The following is a 17,350-nucleotide window of genomic DNA, read 5'->3' on the forward strand; positions in this document are numbered from 1 at the left end:
ATGTTGTTTCATGTCTATGGAAGTCATGCAGTAGGTCAGTGGATAGCCATGATTGGGGTACTGATTGCATTGATTCTTCTAAATGAGTTTGCGAGGAGAACAAAAGCAGGCGGATTAATTATGTTTGGTGCAATACCGGCTATACTTACAATTTATTTTATTGTAATTGCAGTAGCAGCAGGTAGTGGAGCTCAGTGGGCGTTGGAAAATCAGACATATATGTATATGAACGGTTGGTTCCATTATGCCAAGTTATATGCTGCGTTAGCAGGATGTATTGGATTTATGATGATTAAATATGAATGGGGAATCGGAAAAAAGCATTGGTTCAAAGTATTTCCATTTGCCATTGTTGCAATTAATATACTCATTGCAGTAGCTAGCGATTTTGAATCTGCTATTAACGGTTGGAACAGTTGGTGGCTTTCATCTGAAGGTGTATGGTTGTATGGTGGTTGGCATAATGTGATGAACGGAATAGCAGGTCTTTTAAATATTTTATGTATGACAGGATGGTGGGCAGTATATTCTTCCAAAGATAAAAAGGATATGATTTGGCCGGATATGATTTGGGTATATATCCTTGCTTATGATGTATGGAATTTTGCTTACACATATAATTGTTTGCCGACACATGCATGGTTCTGTGGTGTAGCATTACTTTTAGCACCAACCATTGCTGCGTTGCTTTGGAATAAGGGCGGTTGGATTATGAATCGAGCCAATACCCTGTGTATTTGGTGTATGTTTGCACAAGTATTTCCGCTGTTTCAGGAAACATTCCATGATGGAACACAGTATTTTCCATGGGCAACTATTACTACTCAGTATGCAGATGGAACAGTAAACAATATCGTAGAAGGAACTGCAATTAATGCAGATCCAACGGCTATGACGGTGGTAAGTGCATTGGCTTTGATTGTGAATGTAATTACTTTTGTATACATTGTATATAAAGCAGTTAAGAAAAAAACAAATCCGTATAAGGGTGAGATATTTACAGAGTTTAAGTATTATAAGGATGCATCAGCAAGAGCTGAGATAAAATAGTGATGAAGTAGGACAAGCCAAATGTGGATAGGAGTATCCATATTTGGCTCGTTGCCTAAATATAAGCAAAGGATTGGAAAAAATGAAAAATTATAAAATCATTGAGGTCAAAAGAAGTATTTTCGAGGATAATGATGTGGATGCTGAAAAACTTCGTACAGAGCTAAAGAAAGAGGGAACTTTTTTGCTGAATCTTATGTCGTCGCCGGGAGCAGGTAAGACAACGACCTTAAAGCGAACCATTTCTCTATTGAAGGATGAAATGAAGATGGGAGTTATGGAGGCGGATATTGATTCAGATGTAGATGCAGCAGCTATCGAAGAAACGGGGGTACCTGTAATTCAGATTCATACAGGAGGTATGTGTCATTTGGATGCGGATATGACGCGTCAGGGAATCCGGGAATTCAATACAGCCAATATGGATTTCGTGGTATTGGAAAATGTAGGAAACCTAGTCTGTCCGGCGGAATTTGATACAGGAAGTACAAAGAATGCCATGATTCTTTCGGTACCGGAAGGAGATGATAAGCCCCTAAAGTATCCGTTGATGTTTTCTATTTGTGATGTAGTGTTGATAAATAAATGTGATACACTATCTGTTTTCGATGATTTTGATAAAGTAGCAGTGAAGGAGCGTATTCAAAAACTGAATCCAAATGCAAAGGTTATTTATGTGTCTGCGAAAACCGGAGAAGGATTTGAAGAGTGGATAAACTGGATTCGCAGGGAAGTTGAAGAGTACAAGAAAGGAGAATAGTCTATGGCAGATAAATTATTTCCAAATCCAAACCCAGAAGCACCATTTCGTGAGCCTATTGCAAAATTGGCGAAGGTGGTAACAGATCGAATTCCCGTGGTGCTAGGAAAAGAAAAGATTACAAAAGACTCCCCGGAATACATAGGACTTGCAGCCATTTGTACTGATGAGATGGCAGAGATTGCAATCAAAATGGGCAAACGTAAGCCAAGGACACTGGAAGACATGGTAAAACTTACCGGAAAAGACAAAAAATATCTGGAGGATATATTGCAACAAATGGCAATCAATGGTGTCATTGAGTATAACTGGGAGAATCCAGAGCGGCAGAAACAGTATGTGTTGCCGATGTTTGTTCCTGGTAGTGCAGAGTTTGCAAATATGAATAAAGAACTTCTGGAGGAACATCCGGAACTGGGGCGTTTCTTTGAAAGAATGAGCCGAATTCCATTAGAAAAGGTTACGCCAATGGTGCCGCCTGGAGGAGCAGGAATTGGTATGCATGTGATTCCGGTGGAACGGGCAATTGAGATGGAGAACAAGTCTGTTTCTTTAGAACATATTTCTCATTGGTTAGATAAATATGATGGGAAATACGCAGCAAGTCCGTGTTCCTGTCGCCGCTCTCGAAAAACTTTTGATGAAGGGTGCGCGGACGACCCGGAAGGATGGTGTATCGCAGTTGGTGATATGGCAGACTTTGTGGTAGAGACAAATAAGGGTGGACGGTATATTGATAGAGAAGAAGTGCTTGAGATTATGCGGCAGGCAGAAGAAAATGGGTTTGTACATCAGATTACGAATATTGATGGAGAAGATAAAATTTTTGCTATCTGTAACTGTAATGTGAATGTATGCTATGCACTTCGTACTTCACAATTGTTTAATACACCAAATATGTCACGTTCTGCTTATGTTGCAAGAGTAAATAAAGAAGATTGTGTAGCCTGTGGCAGATGTGTGGAGTATTGTCCGGCAGGAGCTGTAAAATTAGGACAGAAATTATGCAAAAAAGATGGCAGTACGATTTCATATCCTAAGCAGCCACTTCCATCCGAGGTTCCTTGGGGACCCCATATGTGGACAGAAGATTATCGTGATAAGAATCGTATTAATTGTTACGATACCGGAACAGCACCTTGTAAAACTGCCTGTCCTGCGCATATAGCGATTCAAGGATATCTTAAGATGGCGGCACAGGGCAGATATCAGGATGCATTGGCACTGATAAAAAAAGAGAACCCTCTTCCGGCGGTTTGCGGAAGAGTTTGTAATCGACGCTGTGAGGATGCATGTACTCGTGGAAAAGTAGACGAAGCAATTGCTATCGATGAGGTAAAAAAATTCATTGCAGAACAAGATTTGAATGCTGAGACACGTTATATTCCGAAAAAGGTTGTTCCGTCTCTTAAGGGAGAGTTTTTGGAGAAAATTGCAATTATTGGCGGAGGACCGGCGGGATTAAGTTGTGCATTCTATTTAGCAGAGAAAGGATATCATCCAACCATTTTTGAGAAAAACGAACGGGCAGGAGGAATGTTGGTGTATGGAATTCCTTCCTTCAAGTTGGAAAAGGATGTAGTGCAAGCTGAGATTGAGATAATTGAAGCAATGGGCGTTACAATCAAAACCGGTGTAGAGGTGGGAAAGGACATTACCCTTGATGAATTAAGGCAACAGGGGTATCAGGCATTTTATATTGCCATTGGATGTCAAGGTGGCAGAAAAGCAGGAATTCCGGGAGAAGATGCAAAAGGCGTTGCTACAGCCGTTGAGTTTTTGCGGGAGGTTAGCGCAAAAGAATCCTATTCTATTGAAGGAGACGTAGTTGTTATTGGCGGAGGTAATGTTGCGATAGATGTTGCTCGGAGTAGTGAACGTTGTGGAGCACCTAAGGTATCCATGTATTGTTTAGAAAGCCGTGACACCATGCCGGCATCGGAAGAAGAAATTGCAGAAGCAGAGGAAGAAGGCGTTCTTATCAATGGAGGCTGGGGACCCAAAGAAATTCTTACGGAAGAAGGCAGGGTGAAAGGGATTGTCTTGAAAAAATGTCTTTCCGTTAAGGATGAAAATGGAAACTTTTATCCAACTTACGATGAAGAAGATACCATTACTGTTCCATGCAGACATGTATTCTTATCAGTGGGGCAAAGTATTGAATGGGGTGATTTGCTGAAAGGTTCTAAAGTGGAGCTGGGACGTGGCAATGGTGCAGTAGCAGATTCACTGACTTATCAGACTGCGGAGCCGGATATTTTTGTTGGAGGCGACGTTTATACAGGACCGAAGTTTGCCATCGATGCCATAGCAGCAGGAAAGGAAGGAGCAATTTCCATTCACCGCTATGTACAACCACATAGCAGTCTGACAATTGGGCGTAATCGTAGGGATTTTGTGGAATTGGATAAAGAAAATATCAGATTGGAGAATTATGATAATTCCAGCCGCCAGATTCCGGGACAGGATATGTCCATCGACCATAAGAAATCCTTCCGTGATGCAAAACTTCCGTTTACGGAGGAACAGGTGCGGACAGAAACAGCACGATGCTTAAGCTGTGGTGCTTCTGTGGTGGATGAAAATCGTTGTATTGGATGTGGAGTATGTACGACCAAGTGTGAGTTTGATGCAATACATTTGTACCGTGAGAATCCTGCGTGCAGCACTATGCATAAGAGTGAAGATAAATTGAAATATATTCTACCATATGGAGCAAAGCAGGCAATTAAGGTGAAATTTTCTAGGAAAAAGAAGCCGGAGACCCCATAAGAGAAAGGAAGGAGAATGAAATGCATGAACTTGGAGTAGTATTTCATGTAATCAAAATGGTAGAGGAAGTTGCTGAGGAAAATTCTCTTACAGAAATTAAATCTGTTACGTTAGAGTTAGGAGAAGTATCCACGGTGATAGAGGAATATCTGCAAAAGTGCTGGAAGTGGGCAACGGCAAGTCGTACGGAGATTATGAAGGAAGCAAAGCTTTTGGTAGAAACGATTCCGGCGGTCACTTATTGCGAGAACTGTGGCGAGACTTACGGAACGGTGGAATATGGAAAAATATGTCCATATTGTCAGAGTCCACAGACTTATTTATTGCAGGGGAATGAATTTAATATTAAGGAAATAGAAGCAAGGTGAGATAGTAGAAATTTATGAGAGAGCCGTCACAGTCAATGTGGCGGTTCTTTTTATTTTGTCAGAAAAGTGTAAATTTTACCTCAATTCTACAAAAAAAGTCTACTTGTGGGATAAAGATTAGGGAAAAGGAGAATATCATTATGAATATATTAAATCTAACCTGTCCGGGATGTGGCGCTCAAATGATAGTAAGACCCGGAGAAAAAGAAGCGGTCTGTGAATACTGTGGTCATAGAATAATTATTGAGGAAGAGTCAAAAGAACAGGCGGCATATGAACGGAGAAAGGGAATACTTCGTGCAGATGAGGAGATGAAAAAGGAACAAAAAAGTAAAGAAGTTTGGAAAAAGAAAGGAAATATACGGTAGAGGGACTGGATACATATTTGTCAGACCTTTCAAATCTGGATGATGCCTTTATTGAAGTGATTCATAGTAAGACAGAATCACTCAATCGTTATAACACGGAACCATCTTCTCTTATTACAAATGAGGTGGTTTCTGCCGAGCCGGTAAAAATGTTTCTTTTGACTGACGGTAAAAACCAGAATATTCTTTATGATGTTTATGAAGTAACTTATAAAATGCATGATGATAGTGTGAAAACAGTATATCTTGCCGTTTACTATAAAAATATAATTGTTCGTCAGGGGGAGGATGTTTCCATTGATTATGATGACTGTATGTATACAGGAAATATTATCAATCTTGGAGATTATCGGGACAGTGTAATTTCGGTGTATATGACTCTTAAAGAGGTAAAAGCGGATATTCAGACTAAGCAGGAGACTGCAATGAAAATAATGGAACGATAATGAAAAGAATTTATAAATTTTACTCAATTTAAAAAATTTCAGGTTTCTATTTGAATAGAAATGTGATATACTAAATACATTCATAAAGACTTATGGAGCAATCCCATAGGTCTTTCCTTTTGAGATGTTAAGAAAAGAGAGGTGAAAAGAATGGACAGTTGTGATAGTTGCGGGCGAAGTAGATGCGATGGACATAGACGTAGTGCATTAAGAAACAGCAATATCCGGCTGTCTCTTCTTTTTGCGCGTTAGAATACAAGAAAGTACGGTTATTATGTCCATCAATAAGTCCTCATAAAAAAGAATCCACTTACAGAGAATAAGTACAGGAGGAAGAAATGATGGAAATGAACAATGAAAAAGAAATACGAAAAGAATCGGATATCATGCCGGAAAAACCGGATTATGCCAAAGAACTGGAAGCTATCATCAAAAGTAATGCGTCAGATGTTGAAATAAGAGAACAGTTAGAAGATTATCATGAAAATGACATTGCAGATGTATTAGAAGAATTGACATCGGAAGAGAGGAAAAAACTCTATCGGATTTTGGGAAAGGAAACCGTTTCAGAGATTTTTACCTATTTAGAAGATGTAGAGATTTATATTAATGAATTGGATTCCGAAGTAGCAGCAGATATTATTGAATCCATGGATGCGGATGACGCGGTAGATGTTCTGGATGAACTGGAGGAAGAAAAGAGCCAGGAGTTAATTGAATTGCTGGACGAAGAATCCAGACATGACATTGATTTGATTCATTCTTATGATGAAGATGAAATCGGTAGTCGCATGACGACGAATTTCATTGTGATAAGGAAGGACGTTACAGTACGTCAGGCTATGAAGGCTCTGGTGGATCAGGCGGCAGAGAATGATAATATCGGAACGGTATATGTAGAAGAAAGTGATGAAACCTTTTATGGTGCCATTGATTTGAAGGATTTGATTATTGCCAGAGATTATACCAAGCTGGAAGACTTGATTAGTACTTCTTATCCGTATGTATACGCAAAAGAAACAGTAGAACAGTGTATTGAAGATTTGAAGGATTATTCCGAGGATTCCATTCCGGTACTGGATAACGATAATCGAATTCTGGGTGTTATTACGGCACAGGATTTGATTGAAGTAGTGGATGAAGAAATGGGTGAAGACTACGCCATGTTGGGAGGTCTTACTGCAGAAGAAGATATGCAGGAGCCAATATTTCAGAGTATTCGGAAACGTATTCCGTGGTTAGTCGTATTGCTGTTTTTAGCCCTTGGAGTTTCCGTGGTAGTAGGAATGTTTGAAAAGGTTGTAGCAGAGCTTACCATGGTAATGGCATTCCAGTCATTGATTCTTGGTATGTCCGGAAATGTGGGAACACAGTCATTGGCAGTTACCATTCGTGTGTTGATGGATGAAAATCTTTCTGCAAAAGAAAAGATGTATTTGGTGTGGAAGGAAACAAGGGTGGGCTTTTTAAATGGAGTAATTCTTGGTGTTCTGGCATTTGGAATCATTGGTATATATATTCTGGTAATAAAGCAGAAAACAGTGTTGTTTGCTTTTTCCGTATCCGGGTGTATTGGCATGGCATTGATAACAGCGATGATGATTTCCGGATTTACCGGAGCAATGATACCGATTATATTTAAGAAAATGAAGATTGATCCGGCAGTTGCATCCGGCCCTTTGATTAGTACCATAAATGACTTGGTGGGAGTTGTAGTTTATTATGGAATGGCATGGGTATTTCTGATAAATATCCTTCATCTGAATTTGTTGTAAATAAATAAAAAATATGCTATACTTAGTCCGCATGAAGAAACAAAAGATGAGGTACATTCATGAACAAAAGACGACGAACCGGGATTTTTCTGGTGATGTTCTGTTGTATGATGTGCGGCTGTGCAAGGGTTAAAGAAGAGAACAGAAAAGAAACGATAGAGCAGCAGGTTTCGGAAACGGTACAGGAGAACAACATTTCAGAAGTGTCTAAAAATCAAATAAATGATTTGACTGATGCAATAGAACAGATTCTGGACCGTGCTGACAGAGCATTTATTAGTGGATATCTGGTAGATGAATCGTTTTTTATGTGGTTGTCCGGACAGTATGGCGAGGATTGTATTTATAGTTTGGCAGATGCTGTAATGGAGAAACCGCAGGATTGTGAGAGCTGGTATAAGTTTACAGGAAAGTCTATCCATGTATTGTGGTTGGAGTATTGTGAGCACACAGGATTTCAAAGTTATGCGCTTGAAAATGTGTATCAAAAGGAATGTGCAGATATTGGACAGGTAGTTATGGATTTTACCGGAGATATTAATCTTTCTGAGGGATGGTCCACAACAGAATATATGGATTCGCAGGCAAATGGCATGGAGGATTGTATGTCATCGGCATTGCTGGAAGAGATGCGCAACGTAGATATTCTTATGATAAATAATGAATATACCTATAGCACAAGGGGCGAGCCATTGGAAGGAAAGACATATACTTTTCGAGCGAATCCGGAGCGCGTAAAGGTACTAGAGACTCTTGGAGCGGATATTGTATCTGTGGCAAATAATCATGTGTATGATTATGGAGCAGAGGCTTTAGTAGATACGTTGGAAACTTTGGAAAATGCAGAAATTCCTTATGTAGGAGCTGGACGAAATCTTGCAGATGCCATGAAGCCGGTTTCTTTTATTGCAAATGGACGCAAGATTACGATTGTATCGGCTACTCAGATAGAACGTTCCACCAATTATACGAAAGAAGCAACGGAGAATAGTCCGGGAGTGTTAAAGACCTTAAATCCGGACAAGTTTATTACTGTGATTGAAAAGGCAAGAAAAAACAGTGACTATGTGATTGTTTTTGTTCATTGGGGGACGGAAGGAACGAATCACTATGGAAGTGATCAGGTTACGCTGGGACGGCAGTTTATAGATGCGGGAGCAGATGTGATTATTGGTGGACATACGCATTGCCTTCAGGGATTTGAGTATTATAATGGAAAGCCTATTATTTACAGTCTCGGAAATTTTTGGTTTAATGATAAAACACTGGATACGGGATTATCTCAGGTTGTTATTCATACAGATACCAATGAGATAGATTTTCGATTCCTGCCATGTATTCAGCGCGGAGGTGTTACCTCGTTGGTAGAAGAGACAGGAGAAAAACAGCGAATTCTTGATTTTATGCAGGAGATTTCTGCGTCGGGAATTACTGTGAATAGTGAAGGCTATGTATATGAAGAATAGACAGAGTGCCGTTGGGAATTAATGAATTACTACGGCTAAATATAAACAAATATTATTTTAAAGAAAGAGGAGACTATTATGAGTAAGAAACCTACCGTATTAATGATTCTGGATGGATTTGGCTTAAATGAAGAACATAAGGCAAATGCTGTTTATGAAGCAAAGAAGCCTAATATTGATGCATTGATGAAGGAATATCCATTTGTAAGAGGATATGCAAGTGGACTTGCAGTAGGACTTCCGGATGGACAGATGGGTAACTCCGAAGTAGGACATCTGAATATGGGTGCCGGAAGAATTGTATATCAGGAATTGACCAGAATTACGAAGGAAATCGAAGATGGAGATTTCTTCAAGAATGAAGCATTACTGGCAGGAATGAAAAATGTAAAGGACAATAATTCTGCACTTCATTTATATGGATTGTTGTCTGATGGTGGTGTACACAGCCATAATACACATTTATACGGACTTTTAGAGATGGCAAAAAGAGAAGGAATTGAAAAAGTATATGTACATTGCTTCTTGGATGGACGTGATACTGCACCAACTTCCGGTAAAGGATTTATGGAAGAATTAGAAAGCAAAATGAAAGAAATCGGTGTAGGTGAAATTGCTTCTGTAACCGGACGTTACTATGCAATGGACCGTGATAATCGTTGGGACCGTGTAGAAGCAGCTTATAATGCAGTGGCAAATGGAGAAGGAAAGAAAGTTTCTAATGCAGTAGAAGCAGTAGCAGCTTCCTATGCAGAGGATGTGACAGACGAATTCGTAGTACCTACTGTAGTAGAGAAAGACGGAAAGCCGGTTGCAACTGTAAATGATAAAGACACTGTTATCTTCTTTAACTTCCGTCCGGACCGTGCAAGAGAAATTACCAGAGCTTTCTGTGCAGATGATTTTGATGGATTTAATAGAGGAGCAAGAAAAGATGTAACTTATGTTTGCTTCACAGAATACGATGTAACCATTCCAAATAAAACAGTTGCATTCCATAAGGTAGAGTTGACAAATACTTTTGGTCAGTTCCTTGCTGATAATGGAAAGACTCAGGCAAGAATTGCTGAAACAGAGAAATATGCGCATGTTACTTTCTTCTTTAATGGTGGCGTAGAAGAACCAAATCAGGGAGAAGACAGAATTTTAGTAAAATCTCCAAAAGTAGCAACTTATGATTTGAAGCCGGAAATGAGTGCTTATGAAGTTTGCGATAAATTGGTAGATGCTATTAAGTCTGACAAATATGATGTAATTATCATTAACTTTGCAAATCCGGATATGGTAGGACATACCGGAGTAGAGGCAGCAGCAATTGCAGCAGTAGAAGCAGTAGATACTTGCGTTGGAAAAGCTGTGGAAGCAATTAAGGAAGTGGATGGAACTATGTTTATTTGTGCAGACCACGGAAATGCAGAACAGTTACTGGATTATGAAACCGGTGAAAGCTTTACTGCACATACCACAAATCCGGTACCATTTATTTTAGTAAATTATGACCCGGCATATACTTTAAGAGAAGGTGGATGTTTAGCAGATATTGCTCCAACTCTTATTGAGATTATGGGAATGAAGCAGCCGGCAGAAATGACAGGAAAGTCTCTGTTGGTAAGAAAATAAGAATAAGAAGTTGTACTTAATAAAAAAGCGCAGAACCTTTTTATAGGGACTGCGCTTTTTACATAAAATTTTATATTAGGAACGAATAGAATCATGTTCACGAATTTTTTTTAGTAAATCTGGTTGAGGATTTACAAATTCTCCACCATAAGCATAGTGAGAAGCATCTATAATATCACAGCGAATAATCTGAAGAGTTGCGGTATATGTAATTCCATCATTAAAATTAACAGAAGCATGGAAGAAATAATCCAGAGGCAAAATACATTCCGAAGTAAAGCCTACACCGTGCTCTGAAATATCAGTAACATCAATAGGAGCTTCGAGATGATGAATCCCGGAAACATCCTGTTTATAAAGGTCGCAGATGCTTAAGGTGAGATGTATGGGAACTCTAAGACTTCTTCGTTTTTCTATCATAGTTTTGTAATCCTCCTGTAGTTGTCTAAGCATACCTTAGCAGAATATGAGAACTTCGTCAAGATAAGAGCCAATAAGAATTTTTATAAGTACAACTTATGAAACAACTAAATTATACAAAATATCTAAAGAAACATCAAAAATTTTCTACAAATAAGAAAAGGGTATCTCATAGGAATTTCATTGACTTAAGGAAAGAGACTGTATTATAATCAAAACGAATGTTAAAATGTGCATGGATTAGGTGCAATATTAGGAAAGTGAGAATGGAGGATAACAATGAGTATTCAGGAATTTAAACCGGTAAAAGAAGGAAAGGTACGTGAAGTTTATGATAACGGAGACAATCTGATTATTGTAGCGACAGACAGAATTTCTGCTTTTGATGTTATTTTAAAGAACAAAGTTACAAAGAAAGGTGCAATCCTTACACAGATGTCTAAGTTTTGGTTTGATTTTACAAAAGACATTGTGCCGAACCATATGCTTTCCGTGGATGTAAAAGATATGCCAGAATTTTTCCAGGATGAAAAGTTTGATGGTAATAGCATGATGTGCAAAAAGTTAGAGATGCTTCCAATTGAGTGTATCGTACGTGGATATATTACAGGAAGTGGTTGGGCAAGTTATCAGGAAAACGGAACTGTTTGTGGAATTAAGCTTCCGGAAGGATTAAAAGAGTCTGACAAGTTGCCGGAACCGATTTACACACCAAGTACTAAGGCGGAAATTGGAGATCATGATGAGAATATTTCCTTCGAAAGAAGTGTAGAAGTATTAGAGAAGATTTATCCGGGAAAAGGTGCTGATTATGCACAGCAGATTAAAGATTGTACGATTGCATTATATAAAAAATGTGCAGAGTATGCATTAAGCAAAGGTATTATTATTGCAGATACTAAGTTTGAATTTGGTTTGGATGAAAATGGAAAAGTCGTTCTGGGAGATGAGATGTTGACACCGGATAGTTCACGTTTCTGGCCATTAGAAGGATATGAATCAGGAAAGTCACAGCCATCCTTTGATAAGCAGTTTGTAAGAGATTGGTTGAAACAGAATCCGGACAGTGATTATTTATTACCACAGGAAGTTGTAGACAAGACAGTAGATAAATATAAAGAAGCATATGAATTATTAACCGGTAAAAAATTTGTATAATAGAACTGGAGATATCTATGAACAACGATAAGATAGAAAAAAATATTTCAGGAGATGAATTGCATGAAGAGTGCGGCGTCTTCGGAATGTATGATTTTGATGGAAATGATGTAGCTTCCACCATATATTATGGATTGTTTGCATTACAGCACAGAGGACAGGAAAGCTGTGGTATTGCAGTCAGTGAGACAAGTGGTCCTAAGGGAAAGGTTACTTCCTATAAGGGAATGGGACTGGTAAATGAGGTATTTACGGAAGAGAATCTGGAGGCAATGAAGGGAGATATCGGTGTAGGTCATGTACGTTACTCTACTGCCGGAGCATCTACCAGAGAAAATGCACAGCCTTTGGTGTTGAATTATGTAAAAGGAACATTGGCATTAGCGCATAACGGTAACTTAATTAATGCGAAAGAACTTCGCCATGATTTGGAATATACCGGAGCAATTTTCCAGACAACCATTGACTCTGAGGTAATTGCATATCATATTGCAAGAGAACGTTTGAACAGCAAGACTGTAGAAGAAGCAGTGGGACGTGCGATTAGAAAGATTAAGGGTGCGTTTTCATTGGTTGTTATGAGTCCAAGAAAGCTGATTGGAGCAAGAGACCCGTTTGGATTCAAGCCTCTTTGTATTGGAAAACGTGATAATGCATATATTTTGGCATCCGAGACCTGTGCCCTTGATACCATTGGTGCAGAGTATGTAAGAGATGTGCTTCCGGGAGAGATTGTAACAATTACACCGGAAGGAATTCAGTCGGATACAAGTCTGTGTCTGCCAAAAGAGCAGGAAGCAAGATGTATTTTTGAATATATTTATTTTGCAAGACCGGATAGCCATATTGACGGCGTAAGCGTATATGGCTCCAGAATCAAAGCAGGACGTTTTCTTGCTATGGATTCACCGGTAGAAGCTGATTTAGTAGTTGGTGTACCGGAATCCGGTAACGCAGCAGCACTTGGATATTCCATGGAATCCGGAATCCCTTATGGAACAGCTTTTGTAAAGAACGGATATGTAGGTCGTACCTTTATTAAGCCAAAGCAGAGCAATCGCGAATCCAGTGTAAAGGTAAAATTAAATGTGTTAGAAGAGTCGGTAAGAGGAAAACGTGTCATTATGATTGACGATTCCATTGTACGTGGAACCACCTCCGACCGAATTGTAAAGATGCTTCGTGAAGCAGGAGCAACAGAGGTGCATGTGAGAATATCTTCTCCACCATTCTTATGGCCATGCTATTTTGGAACCGATATTCCGGAGAGAGAACAGTTAATTGCTTATAATCGTACCATCGAAGAAATTCGTGATATTATTGGTGCAGACAGCCTTGGTTATCTTGGAATCGACCGCCTGACAGAATTGTCAGAGGGACTTCCAATTTGTACCGGATGCTTTAACGGAAAATATCCAATGGAACCGCCAAAAGAAGATATTCGCGGGGACTACGAGAAATAAGTAGAAAAGGAGAACACAATATGTCAACAGATAGATATAACAGCCCATTATCTGAACGTTATGCAAGTAAAGAGATGCAGTACATTTTTTCCCCGGACATGAAGTTCCGTACATGGAGAAAACTGTGGATTGCCCTTGCTGAAACAGAAATGGAATTGGGATTAAGCGAGAATGGAAAACCAGTCATTACACAGGAACAGATTGACGAAATGAAGAGCCATGTGGATGATATTAACTATGATGTAGCCAAAGAAAGAGAAAAACTGGTACGTCATGATGTTATGAGCCATGTATATGCATATGGACAGCAGTGTCCAAAGGCAGCAGGAATCATCCATTTAGGAGCAACATCTTGTTATGTTGGTGACAATACAGATATTATTGTTATGAATGAGGCATTAAAGCTTGTTCATAAGAAGTTGGTAAATGTAATTGCAGAACTTGGTAAGTTTGCAGATGCTTATAAAGACCTGCCAACACTGGCATTTACACATTTCCAGCCGGCACAGCCTACTACAGTAGGAAAGCGTGCGACTCTTTGGGCTCAGGAATTTATTATGGACTTAGAGGATTTGGAATATGTACAGAACAGTCTGAAACTGTTAGGTTCTAAGGGAACTACAGGAACACAGGCAAGTTTCCAGGAATTATTTGCAGGAGATCAGGAGACTATCGATAAGATTGATCCTATGATTGCAAAGAAAATGGGATTTGAGGAATGTTATGCAGTATCCGGTCAGACCTATTCCAGAAAGGTAGATACCAGAGTTGCTAATGTTTTGGCAGGAATCGCAGCAAGTGCTCATAAGATGTCTAATGACATTCGTTTGTTACAGCACTTAAAGGAAGTAGAAGAGCCATTTGAAAAGAATCAGATTGGTTCCTCCGCTATGGCATATAAGAGAAATCCAATGCGTTCTGAGCGTATTGCATCTTTGTCTCGCTATGTAATGGTGGATGCATTGAATCCGGCAATTACTTCTGCTACTCAGTGGTTTGAGAGAACTTTGGATGATTCTGCAAACAAGCGTCTTTCCATTCCGGAAGGATTCCTTGCAATCGATGGAATTTTAGATTTGTGCCTCAACGTAGTAGATGGACTTGTAGTATATGATAAGGTAATTCGCAAGCACATGATGGCAGAACTTCCATTTATGGCAACCGAAAACATTATGATGGACGCAGTAAAGAACGGTGGTAACCGTCAGGAAATGCATGAAAAGATTCGTCAGCTTTCTATGGAAGCAGGCAAGAATGTTAAGGTAGAAGGAAAAGACAACAATCTGTTAGAATTGATTGCTGCTGACCCTGCATTCAATTTGTCATTGGATGAACTTCAGAAGTCTATGGATCCGTCTAAGTATGTAGGACGTGCTCCGTTGCAGGTAGAGAAGTTCCTTCAGAACGTAGTAAATCCGGTACTTGAGAAAAATAAAGATGTACTTGGAATGACAGCAGAGATTAATGTATAAGTCGAAAAAGATTCCCGGAAACGGGAATCTTTTAGCGTGCAGACAAAGTATGTTTATTAAATGAGTTGATGTATATTAATGAAAAAATATACATCAGCTTATTTTTATGTTATCATTGATGATAAAGAAAAATTTATATTTTATGAATTTGACAAATCGAAATTTGCAGGAGAATAATATGCCATTAGGATTAAAAATAGGAACTGTTGCAATTGAACCACATAGAATTGAGTGGGAAATATCAGCTCAAGAGATAATAGGAATATTGAAAGAAGTATTGAAGGAAGATATTATTGATGCACAACATATTGGTAGTACATCAATAAAGAGTATCTGTGCGAAACCCATTGTGGATATTGTCGTTGGGGTCAGTAGTTTTGATAAAATCATGCAGCATAATGATGTTTTAAAGGAAAAAGGGATAGTCTATCGTAGAGAAGACCATCCTGGGCAACATTTATATTTTTGTGGAGATATAGAGAACGGTATTCAAACACACTATATTCATGTGGTTATTTGGGGACAAGAGAACTGGAATAATTATATTAATATGCGTGATTATTTGAATGCACATGAGGATAGAGCTAAGGAGTATTCAGAACTAAAAGAACGTTTAGCTAAGATATATCCAGAGGATAGGATTGCGTATACAAATGGCAAGAGTGCGCTTATTGAAGATATCTTACGGTGTGCAGAAGAATGGCGTAAGGAACAATAGCGAACTCCCACTTTCTAATTTACGCGAGTTTCGTCTCGTTTTTGATAAAAAGCATAAATTTTCTCTAACTGGTAAATACTGATACAAAGAAAAGTATTAAGTTGAAGCATATTAGCATATGCGAAAGGAGAAAATTATGAGCTTTTGTTTGAAAATCACAGACGTACATGCAAGAGAAGTGTTGGATTCCAGAGGAAATCCAACCGTGGAAGCAGAAGTTACCGTACAGACTGTTACTACCGGAAAGCACACCAAAGGGCGTGCCTCCGTACCTTCCGGAGCATCGACCGGACAGTTTGAAGCGGTGGAATTAAGAGACGGGGAGCCTCGTTACTTTGGACTTGGTGTGCAAAAGGCAGTGAAACATGTCAATGACAAGATAAACAAAATATTGATAGGAAAGAATGCGTTGAATCAAGTGGAAATTGACCGGTGCCTTATTGCAGAAGATGGAACGGATGACAAAATCAACTTAGGAGCAAATGCTATGTTGAGTGTGTCTCTGGCAACGGCAAGAGCAGCGGCAGAAGCCATGGAACTGCCTTTATACCAATATCTTGGGGGAACCAATGCGAGACGAATGCCGGTTCCCATGATGAATATTTTAAATGGAGGCCGTCACGCTGATAATACCGTAGATTTTCAAGAATTTATGATTATGCCGGTAGGAGCAAAAGCATGGGAAGAAGCACTTCGTATGTGTGCGGAGGTCTATCATAACCTGAAAAAAATATGTGAAGAAAAAGGACTTTCTACTGCAGTAGGGGATGAAGGTGGATTTGCACCGGACTTACCGGATACGTTTGCAGTGCTGGAACTGATTATGGAGGCAGTGAAGGCATCGGGATATGTCCCGGGCGAAGATTTTAAGATTGCATTAGATGCAGCATCCAGTGAACTTTATAATGAAAAAACAGGAATGTATCATTTTCCCGGGGAATCGAAATTAAAGGGAGAAGAAGTGGTACGGGATACGCAGGAAATGATAAACTATTATGAAAAACTCATCGAAAAATTTCCTATTATCTCTATTGAAGATGGATTGGCAGAAGAGGACTGGGATGGATGGAAAGCATTGGCGGAGCGTATCGGAGAAAGAGTACAGCTGGTAGGCGATGATTTGTTTGTTACCAATACCAGACGCCTGGACTTAGGAATTAAGATGGGAGCAGCCAATGCCATTTTAGTAAAAGTAAATCAGATTGGAACCTTGACAGAAGCTATGGAAGCAATTGAACTTGCCCACAGAAATGGCTATCGTGCAGTAATATCCCATCGCTCAGGAGAAACAGAAGACACCTTTATTGCAGATTTGGCAGTAGCAGTAAATGCCGGACAGATTAAGACGGGAGCTCCATGTCGTGGAGAGCGTACCGCGAAGTACAATCAGCTTCTTAGAATCGAAGAACAGCTAGGTTGTGTGGCTGAGTATAAGAATCCGTTTGACAAGTTTTAGACGCTATGATACAATCCCATCTTTGACACTTGGAAAAG

15 protein-coding genes are annotated in these 17,350 nt (G+C 39.3%); 14 read left to right on the forward strand and 1 reads right to left on the reverse strand.

What is annotated here, in order from left to right:
• The 9 genes from BIV20_RS04630 (at window position 1) to gpmI (ending at window position 10,625) form a co-directional block, all read left to right on the forward strand.
• Complete coding sequence (locus BIV20_RS04630; RefSeq protein WP_075718550.1) at window positions 1–1,050, forward strand: DUF5692 family protein; 1,050 nt, start codon at window positions 1–3, stop codon at window positions 1,048–1,050.
• Window positions 1,051–1,132: 82 nt separating this feature from the next.
• Entirely contained in the window at window positions 1,133–1,810 is a 678-nt protein-coding gene (hypB, locus tag BIV20_RS04635; RefSeq protein WP_075719182.1) for a hydrogenase nickel incorporation protein HypB, read from the forward strand.
• 3 nt (window positions 1,811–1,813) lie between these two features.
• The gene (locus BIV20_RS04640) at window positions 1,814–4,582 is read left to right on the forward strand and encodes an FAD-dependent oxidoreductase (protein ID WP_075718552.1); all 2,769 of its coding nucleotides are present in this window, start codon (window positions 1,814–1,816) and stop codon (window positions 4,580–4,582) included.
• A 20-nt stretch (window positions 4,583–4,602) separates the two neighbouring features.
• Window positions 4,603–4,950 carry a hydrogenase maturation nickel metallochaperone HypA gene (locus BIV20_RS04645; RefSeq protein WP_075718554.1) on the forward strand — a complete coding sequence of 116 codons (348 nt, stop codon included), beginning with the start codon at window positions 4,603–4,605 and terminating at the stop codon, window positions 4,948–4,950.
• 140 nt (window positions 4,951–5,090) lie between these two features.
• On the forward strand, window positions 5,091–5,318 hold the full coding sequence (locus BIV20_RS04650) for a hypothetical protein (protein ID WP_075718556.1): 228 nt from the start codon (window positions 5,091–5,093) through the stop codon (window positions 5,316–5,318).
• Window positions 5,291–5,764: a hypothetical protein gene (locus BIV20_RS04655; protein WP_075718558.1), complete on the forward strand. Its 474-nt coding sequence runs from the start codon at window positions 5,291–5,293 to the stop codon at window positions 5,762–5,764. Before BIV20_RS04650 ends, BIV20_RS04655 begins: the two co-directional genes overlap by 28 nt.
• Window positions 5,765–6,105: 341 nt before the next feature.
• Window positions 6,106–7,539 (forward strand): magnesium transporter, encoded by a 1,434-nt coding sequence (gene mgtE, locus BIV20_RS04660; RefSeq protein WP_143524509.1) that lies wholly within the window; start codon window positions 6,106–6,108, stop codon window positions 7,537–7,539.
• Window positions 7,540–7,598: 59 nt separating this feature from the next.
• Window positions 7,599–9,005: a CapA family protein gene (locus tag BIV20_RS04665; protein ID WP_075718560.1), complete on the forward strand. Its 1,407-nt coding sequence runs from the start codon at window positions 7,599–7,601 to the stop codon at window positions 9,003–9,005.
• A 78-nt stretch (window positions 9,006–9,083) separates the two neighbouring features.
• Window positions 9,084–10,625, forward strand: coding sequence for a 2,3-bisphosphoglycerate-independent phosphoglycerate mutase (gene gpmI, locus BIV20_RS04670; protein ID WP_075718562.1), 1,542 nt, complete (start codon window positions 9,084–9,086; stop codon window positions 10,623–10,625).
• Between the two features lie 75 nt (window positions 10,626–10,700).
• On the opposite strand, the gene BIV20_RS04675 is transcribed toward gpmI, so the two are convergent.
• Window positions 10,701–11,045, reverse strand: a complete 345-nt coding sequence (locus tag BIV20_RS04675) for a PilZ domain-containing protein (RefSeq protein ID WP_075718564.1) — start codon at window positions 11,043–11,045, stop codon at window positions 10,701–10,703.
• Window positions 11,046–11,324: 279 nt separating this feature from the next.
• Here BIV20_RS04675 and BIV20_RS04680 point away from each other — a divergent pair, with 279 nt between their 5' ends.
• The 5 genes from BIV20_RS04680 to eno all read left to right on the forward strand — a co-directional run bounded on the left by BIV20_RS04680 (window position 11,325) and on the right by eno (window position 17,312).
• Complete coding sequence (locus BIV20_RS04680) at window positions 11,325–12,203, forward strand: phosphoribosylaminoimidazolesuccinocarboxamide synthase (protein ID WP_192848866.1); 879 nt, start codon at window positions 11,325–11,327, stop codon at window positions 12,201–12,203.
• Between the two features lie 17 nt (window positions 12,204–12,220).
• Entirely contained in the window at window positions 12,221–13,666 is a 1,446-nt protein-coding gene (gene purF / locus BIV20_RS04685; RefSeq protein WP_075718566.1) for an amidophosphoribosyltransferase, read from the forward strand.
• A 20-nt stretch (window positions 13,667–13,686) separates the two neighbouring features.
• Window positions 13,687–15,138 (forward strand): adenylosuccinate lyase, encoded by a 1,452-nt coding sequence (gene purB, locus BIV20_RS04690; protein ID WP_075718568.1) that lies wholly within the window; start codon window positions 13,687–13,689, stop codon window positions 15,136–15,138.
• Between the two features lie 178 nt (window positions 15,139–15,316).
• The gene (locus BIV20_RS04695; RefSeq protein WP_075718570.1) at window positions 15,317–15,856 is read left to right on the forward strand and encodes a GrpB family protein; all 540 of its coding nucleotides are present in this window, start codon (window positions 15,317–15,319) and stop codon (window positions 15,854–15,856) included.
• A gap of 136 nt (window positions 15,857–15,992) precedes the next feature.
• Window positions 15,993–17,312, forward strand: a complete 1,320-nt coding sequence (gene eno, locus BIV20_RS04700; protein WP_075718572.1) for a phosphopyruvate hydratase — start codon at window positions 15,993–15,995, stop codon at window positions 17,310–17,312.
• Window positions 17,313–17,350: the final 38 nt, after the last annotated feature.

Origin of the sequence: Roseburia sp. 499 (genome assembly GCF_001940225.2) — a bacterium.
Lineage (GTDB): Bacteria > Bacillota > Clostridia > Lachnospirales > Lachnospiraceae > Petralouisia.

Excerpts from the sequence above, each read along its gene's own strand:
- BIV20_RS04630 (WP_075718550.1), top strand. The coding sequence starts at position 1 with ATGTTGTTTCATGTCTATGGAAGTCATGCAGTAGGTCAGTGGATAGCC.
- hypB (WP_075719182.1), top strand. The coding sequence starts at position 1,133 with ATGAAAAATTATAAAATCATTGAGGTCAAAAGAAGTATTTTCGAGGAT.
- BIV20_RS04640 (WP_075718552.1), top strand. The coding sequence starts at position 1,814 with ATGGCAGATAAATTATTTCCAAATCCAAACCCAGAAGCACCATTTCGT.
- BIV20_RS04645 (WP_075718554.1), top strand. The coding sequence starts at position 4,603 with ATGCATGAACTTGGAGTAGTATTTCATGTAATCAAAATGGTAGAGGAA.
- BIV20_RS04650 (WP_075718556.1), top strand. The coding sequence starts at position 5,091 with ATGAATATATTAAATCTAACCTGTCCGGGATGTGGCGCTCAAATGATA.
- mgtE (WP_143524509.1), top strand. The coding sequence starts at position 6,106 with ATGGAAATGAACAATGAAAAAGAAATACGAAAAGAATCGGATATCATG.
- BIV20_RS04665 (WP_075718560.1), top strand. The coding sequence starts at position 7,599 with ATGAACAAAAGACGACGAACCGGGATTTTTCTGGTGATGTTCTGTTGT.
- gpmI (WP_075718562.1), top strand. The coding sequence starts at position 9,084 with ATGAGTAAGAAACCTACCGTATTAATGATTCTGGATGGATTTGGCTTA.
- BIV20_RS04675 (WP_075718564.1), bottom strand. The coding sequence starts at position 11,045 with ATGATAGAAAAACGAAGAAGTCTTAGAGTTCCCATACATCTCACCTTA.
- BIV20_RS04680 (WP_192848866.1), top strand. The coding sequence starts at position 11,325 with ATGAGTATTCAGGAATTTAAACCGGTAAAAGAAGGAAAGGTACGTGAA.
- purF (WP_075718566.1), top strand. The coding sequence starts at position 12,221 with ATGAACAACGATAAGATAGAAAAAAATATTTCAGGAGATGAATTGCAT.
- purB (WP_075718568.1), top strand. The coding sequence starts at position 13,687 with ATGTCAACAGATAGATATAACAGCCCATTATCTGAACGTTATGCAAGT.
- BIV20_RS04695 (WP_075718570.1), top strand. The coding sequence starts at position 15,317 with ATGCCATTAGGATTAAAAATAGGAACTGTTGCAATTGAACCACATAGA.
- eno (WP_075718572.1), top strand. The coding sequence starts at position 15,993 with ATGAGCTTTTGTTTGAAAATCACAGACGTACATGCAAGAGAAGTGTTG.